Genomic DNA, 16168 nt, shown 5'->3' with positions numbered 1-16168 from the left:
CGTGGCCGTGCTGGGCGTGGTGGTGAACCCGACAGCGGGCAAAGGCAAGGCCGAGAACCGGGGCGCCAAGGTGGCCCAAATCTTCAAAGAGCGCGGGCACCAGGTGGTGGACTTGTCCGCCCCGGACCTGGCGGGCGCGCACACCTCCGCGCGCCAGGCGGTGGTGGACGGGGTGGACGCGCTGGTCGTGGCGGGCGGGGACGGCATGACGCACTTGGGGGTGAACGTGGTGGCGGGGACCACCCTGCCGCTGGGGATCATCCCGCTGGGCACCGGCAACGACGTGGCCCGCATCCTGGGACTGCCACTCCACGACTTGGAGTTGGCCATCGACCTGATCGAGGAGGGGCTGGAGACCGGCCCGCGCGTGATAGACGCGGTGCGCGTCACCGACACAAGCCACTCCATGTCGGAGTGGTACGCCGGGGTGCTGTCGGCCGGTTTCGACGCCGCCGCCAACGCGACCGCGAACAAGCTGACCTGGCCGCGCGGCGAATCCGTGTATGTGAGGGCGCTCTTCAAGGAGCTCGCCCGCTACAAGCCGTACGGGTTCGAGATTGACATTGACGGCGAGTTGGCCTGGCAGTCCGCGGCGGCGCTGGTGGCGGTGGCCAACGGCTCGGACATTGGCGGGGGCATGCACATAGCCCCGGACGCCTCGCTGGACGACGGCATGCTGGACGTGGTCATCGCGGGCCCCGTGTCGGTCGCCACGCTGTTGGCCGTGTTCCCCAGGGTCTACCGGGGCACGCACGTCACCCATCCGGCCGTGACGGTCCTCAGGGGCCGCGAGGTGACCGTCAAGGCGCGCCCGGACCTGGGCGCCCAGCCCCCCGACGCGCACACGGACGGCGAACGGGTGGGCCCGCTGCCCCTGTCGTGTCGTTGCGAGCCCGGCGCTTTGCGGGTCCTGGCGGGCAAACGGTGACCTCCCCGGCCGAGGCCTTCGCCGCGTTCAAGGCCCGCCAGGGCGAGGCCCCGTTGGACCAGTTCGCGGCGGGTTTGGGTTTTCCGCTGGACGCGTACCAGCGCGAGGCCTGCCTGGGTTTGGCGGCGGGGGAGTCCGTGTTGGTGGCGGCTCCGACAGGCGCCGGCAAGACCGTTGTCGCGTTGTTCGGCATTGACCACGCCCTGGGCGTGGAGGAGGGCGCCGCGCCGGTGCCCGATGCCGTCCGGCGCCGCTCCGCCTCCGCCGCCAAGTCCCAGCGCCGGGCCTTTTACACCACGCCGATCAAGGCCCTGTCGAATCAGAAGTTCCGCGAGTTGTCGGAGCGCTACGGTTCCGATTCCGTGGGGCTGTTGACCGGCGACCAGTCGATCCGCCCCGAGGCCCCAATCGTGGTCATGACCACGGAAGTGCTGCGCAACATGCTGTACGCGGACGCGACCGCCCTGGCGGGGCTGGGACTGGTGGTGCTGGACGAGGTCCACTACCTGGCGGACCGCTTCCGGGGCCCCGTCTGGGAGGAGGTGCTGATCCAACTGCCCGAATCGGTCCAGGTGGTGGCCCTGTCCGCGACGGTCTCCAACGCGGAGGAGTTCGGCGAGTGGATGGCCCTGGTTCGCGGCGCGGTCCGGGTGGTGGTCTCGGACATCCGGCCGGTGCCGCTGTGGCAGCACGTCCTGACCGGCGAGGGGCTGAAAGACCTGTACGCGCCCACTCCCTCCGGCGGGCAGTCGACCAACTTGAATCCCGAGTTGGCGTTGATAGGGCAAAGATCCCAAAGCCACCGGTCGGGTTCGGGGGGCGGGCGCACCGTGGGGGCCTTCCACGGCCACGGCCGGCCCCACACGGGGAGGGGGCGGACGCGCGGCCCTGGTGGTCCCGGCGGCGGCCGGGCCAACCGGGCGCTGCCCCGGTTCGCGGTGGTCGAGGCGCTGGACCGCGAAGGCCTGCTGCCCGCCATCTTCTTCGTGTTCTCGCGGGCGGGCTGCGAGGCGGCCGCCGCCCAGTGCCGGTCCGCCGGCCTGGTGCTGACCAACCAGGCGGAGGCGGACCGCATCCGGGAGGTGCTGGAGCGCCGGGCCATGGCCTTGGCGCCGGCGGACCTGGGCGTGGTCGATTTCCCGGACTTCCTGGCCGGGGCCGCCCAGGGCTTCGCCCCGCACCACGCGGGCATGCTGCCGCTCTTCAAGGAGGCGGTCGAGGAGTTGTTCCAGGCGGGGCTGCTGAAAGTGGTCTTCGCCACCGAGACCCTCGCGTTGGGGATCAACATGCCCGCGCGCACGGTGGTGATCGACCGGCTGGACAAATGGGACGGCACCGCCCACACCGATTTGACCCCGGGGGAGTACACCCAGTTGACGGGTCGCGCCGGGAGGCGCGGCATTGACGTGGAGGGCCACGCGGTGGTGGTGGCCGGGCCGCGCGTGGCGCCAGCCAAGGTGCTGCCGTTGGCCTCCAAGCGGACGTATCCGCTGCGCAGCGCCTTCCACCCGACCTACAACATGACGGTCAACCTGATCCAGCGGCTGGGGCCAGCGGAGGCGCGCCAGGTGCTCGGGCTGTCCTTCGCCCAATTCCAGGCCGACCGGTCGGTGGTCGGCCTGACCGACCAGCTCAGGCGGTTGGACCAGGGGATTGACGGCTACGCCAAGGCGATGGAGTGCGACCGGGGCGACTTCGCCGAATACCAGGCGCTGCGCGACCAGTTGAGCTTGGCCGAGAAGACGGCCTCCAAGTCGAGAGCCTCCGAACGGCGCGACCAAACCCGGACGGTGGTGGCCGAACTCAGACGCGGCGACGTTTTGCGCCTGGCGGGCGGCCAGAACCGGGGCCTGCTGCTGGTGGTCCACGCGGGCAAGACGGGTGCGGGGCGGCCGCTGGTGCTGACGGAGAAGGGCAAGTCCCGCCGGATCGTCCTGGCGGACACCGCCGTCGCCAAGGTGGGCCACATCAAACTCAAGGCCGGGGACGCGGTCAAAACCCCGGAGGAGCGCGCCCGCATGGCGCGCGAACTGGTCCGCCTCGGAGCGGACCTGGATGCCGCCGCCGCGCCGGCACCCGGCGACCCGCCCGCTTGGACGAGCGACCGGACGCGCGCCGCCGGCGCCCAGGCCGAGGCGGCCCTTGACCACGCCGGGCGGGCGCCGAGTGGCCCCGCGACCGGCCAGACGAACGGGCGGCCGGGCGGGAACCCGGTCGGGGCCGATCCGATTGGGGCCGCCCCCGGGCGTCAGGGTGGGGGCACGGGGACGGCATCGGGCGCGGGGGACGGACCCGAGCCGACCGTCGCCGAGCTGCGGGCGGCGCTCAAAGCCCACCCTGTGCACAACTGCCCGGACCGGGAGGCGCACGCGCGCTGGGCACGGCGCTGGCTGAAGGCGGTGCGGCAGCGGAACGGCCTGGTCCGCTCAATGGAGAATCGCACGGGCTCCTTGGCCCGGCAGTTCGACCGGGTCAGCTCGGTGCTGGAGGACTTGGGCTACCTGAAGGACGGCCACGTCACGGCGGCGGGCCGGATCCTGGCGCGGGTCTACGCCGAGCGGGACTTGGTGATGGCGGAATGCGTGCGCTCGGGGGTGTGGAACGGACTCGACCCGGCGGGCCTGGCGGCGGCCGTGGCGGCGCTGGTGTACGAGCCGAGGAGCGATCTGACGCCGCCGGTGGAGCCGCTGAGCCGCCCGATCAGGGAGGCGGTCAGCGCCCAGGAGGAGGCTTGGGCGCGCATCCGCGAGGCGGAGGAGCGGCATTCTTTGGCGCCCTCGCAGGGGGTGGAGCCGGCCGCGTCCGCGACGGTGTGGCGGTGGGCCTCGGGGCGAACCCTCCTTAGCACGCTGACCTCGGATTTGCTCTCGCCCGGAGATTTTGTCCGTCTGGTGACACGCTTGATCGACGTTCTTGACCATATCCGGGCCGTTGCCCCCGAAGAGCGGCTATTTGAGGTAGCGGACGCCGCCATTAACGCTCTGCGGCGCGGGGTTGTGGCCGCTGACCTGTGACTTCGCGGCGGGCTTTGAAGTTCAGCTTCAGACACGCCGAGGCGCGACACAGCCAGTTTGGCATCCATCGGCGTGTCGAGTAGCTTTCCTAGTGCAGCTTGAGTAATCGTCCCGCGACAACGCTGAGCGAGTCGCCCCCCGCGTATTAGCCCTAGGCTGCGCCGGCGCCCGCCGCTCAGTAGAAAACAGGCTCGACCTGGTCCGAAGGGTGAGCGGGCGCCGCCCCCTCGCCGGTCTGGAGTCCGGGGCCGTTTGATCCTTTCCTTGTCCCCGGCGGCCGGGCGTTCGGGCCGAAGCCGGGGTGGCGTTGAGACTTGGGCCGGGCCGGGCCGGGCCGGGTCGGGACCGGGACCTGGGCTGGCGTCGAGGCCGAAGCCAGGCCGGGCCGAGCGCTGGGGCGAACTAGGCCGGTGGACGCTGGCCGGGGCCGGTATGATCGGGCGTCATGCCGGCTGCCCCACCCCGTTGGACCGTTTGGATTGTCGCGGCGGTCGCGGGAGTCGTCTCATATTTGTCGTTCCGCCCGGCGGGTTGGTGGTTCGCCGCCCCAGCGGCGCTGGCTTTGCTCTATCTCACGCTGCGGACGCTCAGGCCCTGGCGGGGGTTCGCGGTCGCCTTGGTCTTCGGGCTGGCCCAGTTCCTGCCCATGCTCACCTGGGCTTACAACGCCGCCGGCGTGCTCCCGTATTTGGCGCTCAGCTTGACCAGCGCCGCGCTTCTGGCCTTGAGCGCGGTCTTGTACGGGTATGCCCGGTTCCTGTTGCGGGACCGCTCGGCCTCCGTGCCCGATGCCGTCCTGTTCGCCCTCGCCTTCACCGCCGCCGACACTTTCCGCCAGTTCTTCCCGTTCGGCGGGTTCCCGTGGGGGAGGCTCGGTTTCACCCAGGCCGTCGGGCCCATGGCACGTTGGGCCTGGCTGGGCGGCGTGCCGCTGGTCGGATTGGCGGCGGCTTTGGCCGGGTCGGCGTTGGGCGTGGCGGTGCTGGCGCTGACGCGCTGGCGGGGCCCTGCGAGGGCGGGGGGCGGAACACGGGCCCGCGCGGCCGCGGCGAATGCGGCGCGGAGTGCCGGGACAGCTTCCACGGCCGGTCCCAAAGCTGGTTCTGGCACCGGTTCTGGGGCTGGCACCGCGAGCGGGGCGGGGAAGGGCTCCCGGCGCGGCCCGGCGGCATCGGCGGGGGCGGGCTCGGGGGTTGCGCGGGCTGGGCGCCCCGGCGGGTCCGGGGGGCGCTGGCGGACCTTCGCCTGGGCTGTTGCCCTGGCGGCGGCGGCGGTCTTGTTGCCGTTGACCGCGCCGATCAACGCCGCAGCGCAGGGCGGGTCGCTCAAGGTCGGGGCGGTGCAGGGCGACGTCGAGGTGACGTCGGAGGGTTTGTTCGCTCGCCAGCGCGAGGTCCTTGAGAACCATGTGGAAGTCAGCCGGGAGTTGGCCGCCCAGGTGGCCGCTAAGGGGGAGCGGCTCGACATTGTGCTATGGCCGGAGAACTCGACCGACATAGACCCCAGGACCGACGAGCAGGCGTACGCCTCGATCGAGGCCGCCGCCGATGAGTTGGGCGTGCCCGTGCTGGTCGGGGCCATGGAGTACGTCAACCGCTCCAACCGGTACAACCAGGGCTTGCTGTGGCAGCCGGGGCTGGGCGTGGTGGAGGTGTACGCGAAGCGCCATCCGGCGCCGTTCGCGGAGTACATGCCCGCCCGGTCGTTCTTCCGGCTCTTCACCTCCAAGGTCGACTTGATCAACACGGACATGCTGCCCGGCTCCGAGGTGGGGGTGATGCGGTTCGACGGCGCCGCGCTTGGGCGCGAGGTGGCACTGGGGGACATCATCTGCTTCGAGGTCGCCTACGACTCGATCGTCGCGGACGTGGTGCGGGAGGGCGCCGAGGTCGTGGTGGTGCAGACCAACAACGCGTCCTTCGGCTTCAGCGAGGAGTCCACGCAGCAGTTCGCCATGGCGCGCCTGCGCGCCATTGAGCACGGCCGCGCCACCGTCCAGATTTCCACCGTTGGGGTTTCGGCCGCGATCGCGCCGGATGGGTCGCTGCTGACCCCTTTGACGTCGCTCTATGAGCCCGCCTATTTCATAGCCGACCTGCCCCTGCGGACCTCCATCACGCCCGCGACGCGGATCGGGGACGCGGTCTGCTGGGCCTTGATGATCGGGCCGCTGGGCTTGGCAGTCGCCGGGGTGGGCGCGCGCCTGGCGAAGGTCCAGTCGGCCCGCCGCCGGCGGCCAACCGCTTGATCAGGGCGTTCTTTCCCGGCCCCCGCGCGGTCCTTCGCCTCAGGCGGCGACGGTTTGCTCGGCGCGGCGGGCGCGCAAAACGCCGAGTCGTTCGGCGAGGACCTCTTCGAGCTCCTCGACCGTGCGGCGTTCCATCAGCATGTCCCAGTGGCTGCGTTGGCGCTTCTCCTTCGGCAGGATCGGGTTCACCGCGTCCCGGAGGATCGCCACCATGCCGCACCGGCATTGCCAATAGTCCGGGACTTCAGCTTCGAGGGCGAAGGGCAAGATGGTCGTGTGGCCGTCGGGGCAGTCATAGGCCACTTCGACTCGTTCAGCGAACTCGACGCCGTCCTCGGACTCCAGCGACTGAAACCCAATCCCGCTGCCCCGCAATGACCTATCAGCCATGACCAACTCCCCCTTCGTTGGCTAAGTAATTTCCGTAAATCGTACCGGCCGCATGCGCGCCGAGGTAGGCCCGCGGCCTGTGATGTTCGCCACACGAACAAGTCGCGGGGCGCACGGGAGGCATAGCCGCAGGTCATAGCCATGTGATCTGATGGTCACGTTTAAGTGGTGTCCACTGCCCGAGACAGAGGCCAAGGTCCTGCCTTTTGCCATTTCATTACTAGTTCCGACGCGGCCCAACTTGCGGCGAGTTCCCGTGGGTAGACTGCCAAGGAAGCCTTCATTGAGGGATGGCCGACCACTTCTTGTCTTGCGGCATCCAAGGTGCAGCGCCTGCAAGGCCGGGGCGCCCTTCATTCGCAGCGCAATGCTGCTTCGACGCCGGGTGGCTTGGGATCTCATCGGACCCAAGCGACCCGGCGCACCAGTACAACAGTTCGAGTGAGCACTGGCCTGTACCCCTTTCCTTTCCCGCTCCGAGCCGATAGATGAGGACCAGCTGGCACCCCAAGCATAGCATGCCGCTAAGTGGTCTGCCATATACTGGGATTCATGGTGTAGGGTTTGGTCTATTGGGGGCGAGCTCGACGTTTCTTTTGACTGTCAGAGGCGGCGTCTAGCTTCGGAGTCGGCACCAACCGGCGCCAACTTGATCCAGCGATCTAAGGAGCTGCCATCATGGCAAACCTCGATTTCAATCTCTTGCTGCAAGCCACCTCGGCCGGGGGGCCCAGCGCCCTCAGCGCCACCACGCCGTTGGCGCCGGCCGCAGGTCCGCAGGCGGCCATCGCCCCGGCAAAATACGCGTCGCCGCGAGGCGACCTTGGCACTTACGTCTACGAAGTGCGCTTCGTAGACGGGGAAGCCGTCCACACGGTCCTCATCGACTCGGCCCAATCCTCCCGGAACCGCATGGAGATCGCCCTTGTGCAGGCCATCGATGACGGGAACGCCGTCCTCGGCCGCCTGCCGCGAATCCGGGTGACCTATGAGCGGGACGGTCTTGTGGAGAGCTACACCGACCTTGAACTGCCTCACCGCGCATTTGACGCACACGTCCGCGCCGGCACGGTAGATGGAAAGCCGGTGACCCAGCACGCGGCCTACCGAGCGGCACGTGACTCGTCGCCCGCCAACGCGTGGGATCTGCTCAACCTGTCACCCTGTTCGCTTGCTTTAGGCAGCTGGGACGCCTCGCGAAAGGCCAGGCAAGGCCGCTGGCCGAGTGTTGTGACCGGCGAGATCATCGGCGTCCTGACCGACCAGGGCGGCGCGACAGAGCGTTCCACGCCAAAGAAGGGCGGCGCGCGCGTCGATCCGATCGGCATGAGCGCGCAGTTGGACGGCGCCACGTTGGAAGCCCTCGCCGTACAACAGGAGGACGAATTGAGCGCGGCCACCTTCAAGAAGGTCGTTGACGGCGCGCGCAAGCTGAAAGCTGGGGAAAAGGCCAGCGCCTCGGCGCTCGGATTCGGCGGGATCCCGCCGACGCTCTCGCAACTCGGGGCCGTGTCGTGCCGCGCGGTCACCAGGACCCAAGTCGTGAGCTTCGCTTCCCTCAGGCAAATCCGATTCGGCAAAGGGCCCGAGGGCGATGCGGCGCTGCGGGCAGTGCTGGCGGCATTGGCTCTGAACGGACTCACCCGCTCCAACGCGGAACTCTACATACGCGCCAACTGCCACCTGGTCGAGGCGGGGCCGACCCGCATGGTTATTGACCAGCGCGGCGGCTCATTTGAGGAATTGGAACCGTCCTCGATTGAGCAGGCCGACGCCCTTTTGGACGCCGCCATCAGCCACGCCGCGCACGTTGCGGGCCTCGATTGGCACGGCCAGTGCTTCGACGTCGCGGGGAATCCCGCCGTCTTGGCCGGTGCCGCTGACGAGACGCCCGAGGACTGATCATGGCCTTCGCGATTGTCGCAACCTTTCCGTTTGGCACATATCGCGGGCACACAGGGCAGGGAGAGGTCGACTTGTTTCCGTCCCAGGCGCGGCTTCATGCCGCGCTGCTCGCCGCAGCTGGCTCCGGCACCCGCGCCGAAACGGCCGGCCAGTCAACGCTTCGCCCGTGCCCGGCCGACACCGCCGCATTGGAATGGATCGAAGAGAACCCATCAGATGGCATGGTGATGCCAACCCGTGCCCAGAGCCGGACTGATGCCACCGCCTACCGGAACCTCGGCTTGCTGAAGCCCAAACGAACCGGCATCAAGCAAATTGGCAAGCAAGATCTTGCGGGCGTGGCGCTGGGAGGTTCCGTCTGCTGGGTTTGGGAGACCGACCCCCCGCCGGATGTGCGCCAAAGCCTTGAGGCGCTCTGCCCTGACGTCCCCTATCTTGGCCAGGCGGACTCGCCTGTTCGGCTGAGAGTGGAGCGCGCGGCATTGCCCCGCCTGTCGCACCGCCGGAACCCCGGAGCTCGGCTCGGTTCGCGGCGACCGGGCTCGCTCGACCTCGCGGTCCCCAGAAGGGGCCGAACCGCCGCACTCTCGCAACTCCATGACCTAGAGGCCAGCGCCAAGGTTCCCACCGTGAGCGCTGACGCTTCGAAAACGGATGAAAGGGAGCTCACGCCCGCAGTCTGCTCATCCAGTTTGGGAATCGAACGATTCCAGAGTGTTGACGCGCAACCAGCCGAAGGACCCTGGGAATGGTGCTGGGTGGTTCCTTTTGAGGCCAGCGCACGGATCACCAGGGAACAGGCCGTGGCCTTCAGCGTCGCGTTTCGGAAGACCCTGATTTCGCATTTCGATGGAGACGCTCCCTCGTTACTCACCGGCAGATATGCCGAGGGCGTGGCGAAGCCTTCGAATCGGCTGGCTATCCAGATCGTGTCCGCTTCGGCTTGTACCGCTGAACCCATTCCAACGCGCCAAGCGTTTGTGGTGGCGGTGCCCCGGAGCGCGGATCCCGCCGACGTTGCCGTGATCGGAGAAGCGCTGATGGCGGCCGAGACCATCCGCGCGCTCGGCCGCGCTGTGAGGCTCTCTGTGGATGCCGACCGGTCCGCGCTGGTCGACGCGGCCGCCTTCTGGCGGCCGCCGGAAGACGGGCTGTACCGGACCTGGTCCGTGCTACCCGCCGTTGTGGAAACGCGCGCCCAAGGCCACAACTGGTCGCTTGCGGATGCGGTGACCCTGTCAATTGGGTTGGTCTGGAAGGATCAGTTGGACCAAGACCACTGGTCCACCGCGCGGGGGAGCGAGCGCTACCGGCTCGTGTTGGCCGCCGCTCGCGCCGCAGGCGTTCGCGTGTTGAGCGTTCACTCCCTTCCGGTCAGCCAGGTCGAGCGGTTTGTCCACAAGACTCCGGAGGGTCTAGCGCCTCTGCCATACCAGGCGAGCGTCGAGTTGGGAGAACTCGAAGGCGCGGGTACGGCATTCGCCGCGATTGGGCAGAGCCGCCATCTAGGTGGCGGCCTCCTGGTTCCGAATGACGTGCCGGAGGATGTCGCTGAGAGTTGGAGGTTGGGGTCATGAGCGTCCATCTTGCTGATTTTCCGCGCTTCTTCGGAGCAGTGAACCACGGTCTACAGCCCTTCTCCTGGCAGATGCGCCTCGTGGAGCACATTTTGCGGGAGGGCCGCTGGCCAGACCAAATTGACGCGCCCACGGGATCCGGCAAGAGCGCCGTGATCGAGATTCACGCGTTCGTGAATGCGGTGGCAGCATGCCGGTCCGGACTGGGCAAAGGCACCGCCCGGCCCCCCAGACGCCTGGCCATCACAGTCGACAGAAGGGCTTTGGTCGATGACCACAGCGAACGAGCCGACCGTTTGGCCCTCTTGCTAGCCAATCCACGAGCCGACCCGTTGGTGCAATCTGTGGCCAACGCACTGCGCCAAATGAGAGCTGAGGGTGAAGAACATACTGACATGCCGCTGGTGACGGCCAAGCTTCGAGGCGGCGCGAAGCCGGACAGGGAATGGCTCGACGCCCCGACCGCCTGCCAGGTGATCGCGGGCACTCCCGACATGATCGGCAGCCGGCTCCTGTTCCGGGGATATGGCTCCACCCGTTTTGCTTGGCCGCGCGAAGCCGGGCTCCTTGCGTTCGACACCGTGATGGTGGTGGACGAGGCGCACCTCAACCGGCAACTCGTCACCACCGGCAGGCGGATCGGCCAGCTCGTCACCGAAGAGTCTTCCGGAATCGGCGTGCCTCCGCTGGGAGTCTGCGCTATGACGGCGACTCAGGCGGACGGCATCGGACAGGAGATTGGCGTGGAAGCTGAGGATCTGGAGGCAGGCGGCTCCGACGCGACGCTGGCTGACCGTCTTACCCGGCCGAAGCCTGTCACCATCGTTCCGACCAGCGCGTGGTCTCCGAAGCGGCATGACGTCGACATGATGGCTCGGCAGATAGCCGATCTGGTCAGGCAGGCCCATGCAGAGCATGGGTCCACTGTGGGCTGTGTGGTAAACCGGGTCGAACTTGCCTTGGCGGTTTCCCGAAGACTTCAAACGCCGGCGGGGCGATCTCGATCCGAGAGTGCAACCGGGCTCGGTCGCTCCTTGGAAGTCGTGACGTTGGTCGGACCGATGCGCCCAGTCGAGCTTCACAATCTCCGGAACGAACACAGCCCCCTCTTCACTCTGGCGGGAGATGCGTCAGTGGATGTCCTCGTCGCCACGCAGACGGTAGAAGTGGGGATGGACCTGAATCTGTCATGCCTAGTCACGCAGCTTGCGTCCGGGTCGGCGATCGCCCAGCGGGCGGGACGAGTGAACCGCTCAGGGGACCGCCCCGCCGGTCCGGTCTACGTGATCGTGCCCGATGAGACCGCTGCGGACATGTCGACAACCCGGCCGTATGCGGGTGCCGAGATCTGCGAGGCGTATGAGTGGCTGAAAGAGATCGCCGAGTCGCCTCTCGGCCTCGCTCCGTGGTCAATCCATCCCCGTGGGGGAGGAATGTCACCGCCCGCCGCGTCATTGCCCCGCGGCGTTCTTCACAGACCTGAACGCTGGGACGTCAAGGAGTGGGCGCGGACTGGGGACTGGCCCGTGACCGAGCCCTGGCTCGACCTTTGGCTCTCAGACAGCCTCGACCCAGACCTGGCGGTGGGACTCCTAGTGCGAGCCGGCCTCCCAGAAGACGACACGTCAGCGCGCCAACAGATCGCCGCCACACCGCCGCTGAACCACGAGGTCTTCCCGGTAAGCCTGCCGGTGTGGCGAACGATCGCGAGCTCACCCGAAGAGTCAATCTCTCGCCGGAGGGCATTTGTGGTCAGACCCTCGGGAATCGAGGCCCTGTCGGGAAGGGAGGCCGTGGCGACCTTCGCTTTTCGGCCCGGGGACTTGGTGGTGTTGGACTCCGTGAAAAGCATCAGCCGTCAAGAAGGCGTCATCACCACGGAGTCCGCAGACGGCAACGAGCGAGAAGATGTGGGCGAACTGCCGGGCGGCCCGGACGGGCGCCCGAAACGCCGCTGGGTCCGCCTGGCCGCGTCAGCGCCGGCCCTCCGCGCCAAAGACGGACTGATCGCAGGCGCGGTCGATTTGCTGAGCGACGTATACCGTTTGGTGACCGCCTCCGGCGGCGAGGACGTGGGCGGCGGCGTTCAGGAATTGGTCAGCGGCTGGCTGTCCAGCGTGCCGGAGGCAGACCGTGGAAACGACCGCCTCAACCTGCTGGCCGCCCTTCTGAAATCTGAGGATCTCGAGGTTGTCCCGGCCGAATACCCGGCGTACGACACACGCCCGTCGGGCATCCCCGACGATTTTTGGGTGGTGTTGGCGGGCTCTGAGGCTTTGGCCGATGACGAGTCTCTGCAGGTTTGGCACCCTGCCAAGAAGGCCAACGCTGACAAGGCGCTGAATGGCGAGGGCTCCCAGCCAAACACTCCACGGGAGATCCGTCATCCTGTTCAGCTTGCCCAGCACCAGCAGGCGGTGGAAAGGTTGGCGCGCTTGCTAACAAGGGAATTGGGCCTTTCCGACCAATTGGTGACTGCGCTGTCGTTCGCGGGACTCGTGCACGACGAAGGCAAACGGGATCCCCGTTTCCAGCGTCTCTTGCGGTGGCGCGAAGGGGATCATCCCGGCCTTTGGCTGGCCAAGAGCGGGATGACAAGCCAACGCGCCATCGGCCAGGCAAAGGCGGCCTCAGGCCTGCCCAGAGGATGGCGCCACGAGCAACTGTCGGCAGCGATCGCGTGGGAGTTGGCTGAGGACGCACTTCTGGATCAGACGGATCTAGTACTGCGGCTCATTGGCACTTCCCACGGCCGAGGCCGACACGAGTTTCCACACACTGGCAGAAACCTCTCCGACGCCGAATTGGGTTTGCGGGGCCGAGAGGCTCTCTTCGAGCGCGGCGGCTGGGACGCCCTACTTGAGCGGACACACCGGCAATGGGGGACATGGGGCTGCGCCTACCTCGAGGCCCTCCTTCGAGCGGCCGACGCAAACGTTTCGAGGAGCGGATCATGAGCGACGCGATTGAATTGAAGGGCGACATCAAGGTCGCATTCGACCATCTCGCGGCCTACGGAGCTGCTGCGATAGGCCAGGCCGTGACGGGCAAGGAAGTCGGCTTTGCCTGGACGCCGGACCTGGAGTCGCGCGTCCGCGTGTTGGGCCTCTCCTTGGACGAACTTGGGAACGCAGTGCTTGAGCACGCCCAGCGCCACTCATTGCCGGACTCTTGGGTGCAGATCTGTTGCGAGATACCAGCGGACTGGCAGGCGAATCCCGGGAAAAAGCCGAAAAGCGCTTCCGCGGGACTATTCAGCCCCAGGGTGATGGCGCTCAACCAAGAAGGCGCGCGGGCCTGGCGAGAACGGAAGTATTCGGTTCTTGACGGAACGGCCGAACTCGATGAACTCGACTTCGACATGATTGGGAGCCTGGGCGAGCCTTCTTACTGGTCGTTTAGCAGGGAGCGGCAGTCCCGGCCGGACTACGGGGCCAGTCGATGGGAAATGAAGACCCGGAACAGGGGCGAAGACTTCATGGCCAATCGGCTACGGCTCCTCGCCGCAGCTGTCGCGGGCATGACAGAGACCGAGGTGGCCGGGGGCTTGAGCGGTCAGCTCACCTTGGATATTGTCGGCAAGGAGTCGGCCGACTCACGGACACCCACCGGGCTGAAGGCGCCGGAGAAGACTGACAACACACGCGCTTGGTGCGCGTTGTGGGGGATTTCTCAAATGTCCGTGACCCACCAGGCGTCTGGTGCGTCGCTCACAACGGCGCACTTCGGCAGTCATCTTGACGGCTACTTTTGCCTGCCGGTGATGACCCGGCCATGGACGCTGGGCCGGCTGCGGACTGTTTTGCGGTCACCGCAACTGGTCCGCGTATGCGCCTTTGGCCTTCCCGATCAAAGCGTTCCCAAGGCGCTGCGGCCATCGTCAAGCGACTGTCTTGCCGCATGGGACTGGCTCGAGGCCAGGGGAGCGCCAGCCGTGGTCAGGTTCCCCGTGCACCGGAGCAACAATCCGAATGCTCCCGAAAAGTGGGCCGAGCTCGGGCAAATCATTGAACCGGGGGAACTCCGATGAGCGACCACCAAGCAACCGAGCGGGGCGATGCCGTTACGATCAGCTTGGTCGCCCATCACGAGTTCTGCCCACGTCGCGCCTGGCTGGAGGCCGCTGGCGAGCGCACAGACACCCGGCAGATGGCTGTTGGAGTCGCCTCCCATGCGGCCACCGATGATCCGAGCACTGGTCGCCGCGACATCAAGCGAGCCGTTGACGTTGCCCACCTGGGATGGTCATACACGGGCAGATGCGACACGATCGAGGTCAATCCGGACGGGTCACTGGAGGTGGTCGAATACAAGGCCACGCCTGTGCGCCGCCGCACGGACGTCACCCAACCTATGCGCACCCAACTCGCTCTTCAGGTCGCCGCTCTGATAGACATGGGCGAGCGGGTCCACGCGCAGTACGTGTATTTCACCGAACACAAACGCCGGGTTGAGGTCGAGCTTTCGGATATCGACTTCGAGCGCGCTCGCGCGGCAGTAGAGGCCACCCGGACCTGTGTTGAGAGCGATACAGCACCACAGCCACTTGAGGATGATCCGAAATGCACACGCTGTTCGCATGCCAGCGTCTGCTTGCCGGATGAGCGAAAACTCGCGTCTATCAAGCGCCGAATTGTGGTCGCCGACCCAGACACGCAGATTGTGCACCTCGCCACTCCCGGAAGCCGCGCGTTCGTCCGAAGCGGCCGAATGATCGTGGCAACGCACGGAGAGGAAGCCGCTTCAATACCCCTTGAAAGGGTTCAAGGCGTGGCAGTACATGGCAACGTTGACCTCACGGGAGGTCTGATTCGGGAGCTTCTGTGGCGCGGCCTATCCATCGTGTGGTGCACCAGCACCGGGCGCGTGGTCGGAGACGCCGCCTCGGCATCCGGGCCCAATGGATCGGCCCGAGCGTTGCAGTACGCCAGCGCACACTCCGGTCGGCTGGACCTTGCGCAGGAGTTCGTGGCGTCGAAGGTGTCCAACCAAGCGACCTTCTTGAGGAGGAATGGCAACGCACCGGAAGCCGTGGCCAGGTTGAGATCGTTCGCCAGCCAGGCCGCCGACGCCCCGTCAGTCAACGAACTTCTTGGCGTGGAAGGTGCCGCCGCCGGCCTCTACTTTGGCTCGTTTGGCACAATGCTCCGCGCGCCCGACTTCGAGTTCTCAACCAGGTCGCGCCGCCCCGCTCACGACCCAGTGAATGCCGCTCTCAATTACGCCTACGCGCTTCTACTGGGAGACTGCATCCGCGCGGTTCGAAGTTGCGGGCTGGATCCGCACGCCGGGTTCCTGCACAGCAGCAACCGCAACAAGCCCGCGTTGGCTTTGGACCTCGCCGAGGAATTCCGGGCACCCGTAGCGGACTCCGCAGTGGTCAGGGCGCTCAACAACGGCGAGCTTCGCAGCGGCGATTTCCAGGTGAACCTCGCGGCCGTCAATCTGACCGACAAGGGACGCAAGGCTCTGATCGCAGCGTACGAGCGTCGTGTGAGTACCGAGTTTGTGCACCCAACCTTCGATTACAGCTGCAGTTGGAGACGGGCAATCGAGATTCAAGCTCGACTCGTCCTTGGCGTCCTTGACGGTACGCAGGACCGCTACATCGGGGTCCGAACCCGATGATACCCGACACCGCCAGAAGGTATCTGATCGCCTATGACATTCCGGAGGACAAACGACGCACACGGGTCGCCAAGTGCCTTCAGACCTACGGCGACCGCGTTCAGTATTCGGTGTTTGTCGTTGACGCCAAGCCAGCGGCTCTTGTCAGGCTCAAGGTTGCCGTCGGAGCGGAAATCAATCTCGAAGAGGATTCTGTGCTTCTCTGCGATCTGGGGCCAGTCTCGTCACTGGAAGAATCCAAGTTCTCTTTCATCGGCCGGGACCGGCCAGTCACACCCAATGAGGCGATCATCCTCTAGCAGGCCGCTGGCACCCCGCGAGCGCTCCGATGACACGGCCTCCGTGCTCGGGCGCTCGCGGGACATCTGCCCTGGCCACAGCCCTAGATCAGGCCCACCGGCCATCCAGGCCCCATCCTCGCCACCGATTCTCCGACAGCGCTCGCGCGCCAGCGCACCTCCGCAGGTCCGAACCGGTG

The 16168-nt window shown here is 67.0% G+C and carries 10 protein-coding genes; 9 read left to right on the top strand and 1 reads right to left on the bottom strand.

What is annotated here, in order from left to right:
* The first annotated feature begins 1 nt into the window (after window position 1).
* From LBC97_08195 to lnt, 3 genes are all read left to right on the top strand, one after another.
* A complete protein-coding gene (locus LBC97_08195; protein ID MDR2566026.1) occupies window positions 2-928 on the top strand; it encodes a diacylglycerol kinase family lipid kinase in 927 nt (308 codons plus the stop codon).
* A complete protein-coding gene (locus LBC97_08190) occupies window positions 925-3942 on the top strand; it encodes a DEAD/DEAH box helicase (GenBank protein MDR2566025.1) in 3018 nt (1005 codons plus the stop codon). The genes LBC97_08195 and LBC97_08190 overlap by 4 nt, the downstream gene beginning before the upstream one ends.
* 445 nt (window positions 3943-4387) lie before the next feature.
* Entirely contained in the window at window positions 4388-6190 is a 1803-nt protein-coding gene (gene lnt / locus LBC97_08185) for an apolipoprotein N-acyltransferase (GenBank protein MDR2566024.1), read from the top strand.
* Between the two features lie 39 nt (window positions 6191-6229).
* On the opposite strand, the gene LBC97_08180 is transcribed toward lnt, so the two are convergent.
* Window positions 6230-6580 (bottom strand): RNA polymerase-binding protein RbpA, encoded by a 351-nt coding sequence (locus LBC97_08180; protein MDR2566023.1) that lies wholly within the window; start codon window positions 6578-6580, stop codon window positions 6230-6232.
* Window positions 6581-7258: 678 nt separating this feature from the next.
* Between LBC97_08180 and cas7u the strand changes: the two genes are divergently transcribed.
* The 6 genes from cas7u to cas2 are packed head-to-tail and all read left to right on the top strand — an operon-like array spanning window position 7259 to window position 15989.
* Window positions 7259-8482, top strand: coding sequence for a type I-U CRISPR-associated protein Cas7 (gene cas7u / locus LBC97_08175; GenBank protein MDR2566022.1), 1224 nt, complete (start codon window positions 7259-7261; stop codon window positions 8480-8482).
* 2 nt (window positions 8483-8484) lie between these two features.
* The gene (gene cas5u6u, locus LBC97_08170) at window positions 8485-10062 is read left to right on the top strand and encodes a type I-U CRISPR-associated protein Cas5/Cas6 (GenBank protein MDR2566021.1); all 1578 of its coding nucleotides are present in this window, start codon (window positions 8485-8487) and stop codon (window positions 10060-10062) included.
* A complete protein-coding gene (gene cas3u, locus LBC97_08165; GenBank protein MDR2566020.1) occupies window positions 10059-13019 on the top strand; it encodes a type I-U CRISPR-associated helicase/endonuclease Cas3 in 2961 nt (986 codons plus the stop codon). The genes cas5u6u and cas3u overlap by 4 nt, the downstream gene beginning before the upstream one ends.
* On the top strand, window positions 13016-14092 hold the full coding sequence (locus tag LBC97_08160) for a hypothetical protein (GenBank protein ID MDR2566019.1): 1077 nt from the start codon (window positions 13016-13018) through the stop codon (window positions 14090-14092). The genes cas3u and LBC97_08160 overlap by 4 nt, the downstream gene beginning before the upstream one ends.
* Complete coding sequence (gene cas1, locus LBC97_08155; GenBank protein ID MDR2566018.1) at window positions 14089-15690, top strand: CRISPR-associated endonuclease Cas1; 1602 nt, start codon at window positions 14089-14091, stop codon at window positions 15688-15690. The genes LBC97_08160 and cas1 overlap by 4 nt, the downstream gene beginning before the upstream one ends.
* Window positions 15687-15989: a CRISPR-associated endonuclease Cas2 gene (gene cas2 / locus LBC97_08150; GenBank protein ID MDR2566017.1), complete on the top strand. Its 303-nt coding sequence runs from the start codon at window positions 15687-15689 to the stop codon at window positions 15987-15989. Before cas1 ends, cas2 begins: the two co-directional genes overlap by 4 nt.
* Window positions 15990-16168: the final 179 nt, after the last annotated feature.

Source organism: Bifidobacteriaceae bacterium (assembly GCA_031281585.1).
In the GTDB taxonomy this organism is placed as follows: Bacteria; Actinomycetota; Actinomycetes; order Actinomycetales; family WQXJ01; genus JAIRTF01.
This window is presented reverse-complemented; position numbering and strand designations above follow the sequence as displayed.

Excerpts from the sequence above, each read along its gene's own strand:
- lnt (MDR2566024.1), top strand. The coding sequence starts at position 4,388 with ATGCCGGCTGCCCCACCCCGTTGGACCGTTTGGATTGTCGCGGCGGTC.
- LBC97_08180 (MDR2566023.1), bottom strand. The coding sequence starts at position 6,580 with ATGGCTGATAGGTCATTGCGGGGCAGCGGGATTGGGTTTCAGTCGCTG.
- cas7u (MDR2566022.1), top strand. The coding sequence starts at position 7,259 with ATGGCAAACCTCGATTTCAATCTCTTGCTGCAAGCCACCTCGGCCGGG.
- cas5u6u (MDR2566021.1), top strand. The coding sequence starts at position 8,485 with ATGGCCTTCGCGATTGTCGCAACCTTTCCGTTTGGCACATATCGCGGG.
- cas3u (MDR2566020.1), top strand. The coding sequence starts at position 10,059 with ATGAGCGTCCATCTTGCTGATTTTCCGCGCTTCTTCGGAGCAGTGAAC.
- LBC97_08160 (MDR2566019.1), top strand. The coding sequence starts at position 13,016 with ATGAGCGACGCGATTGAATTGAAGGGCGACATCAAGGTCGCATTCGAC.
- cas1 (MDR2566018.1), top strand. The coding sequence starts at position 14,089 with ATGAGCGACCACCAAGCAACCGAGCGGGGCGATGCCGTTACGATCAGC.
- cas2 (MDR2566017.1), top strand. The coding sequence starts at position 15,687 with ATGATACCCGACACCGCCAGAAGGTATCTGATCGCCTATGACATTCCG.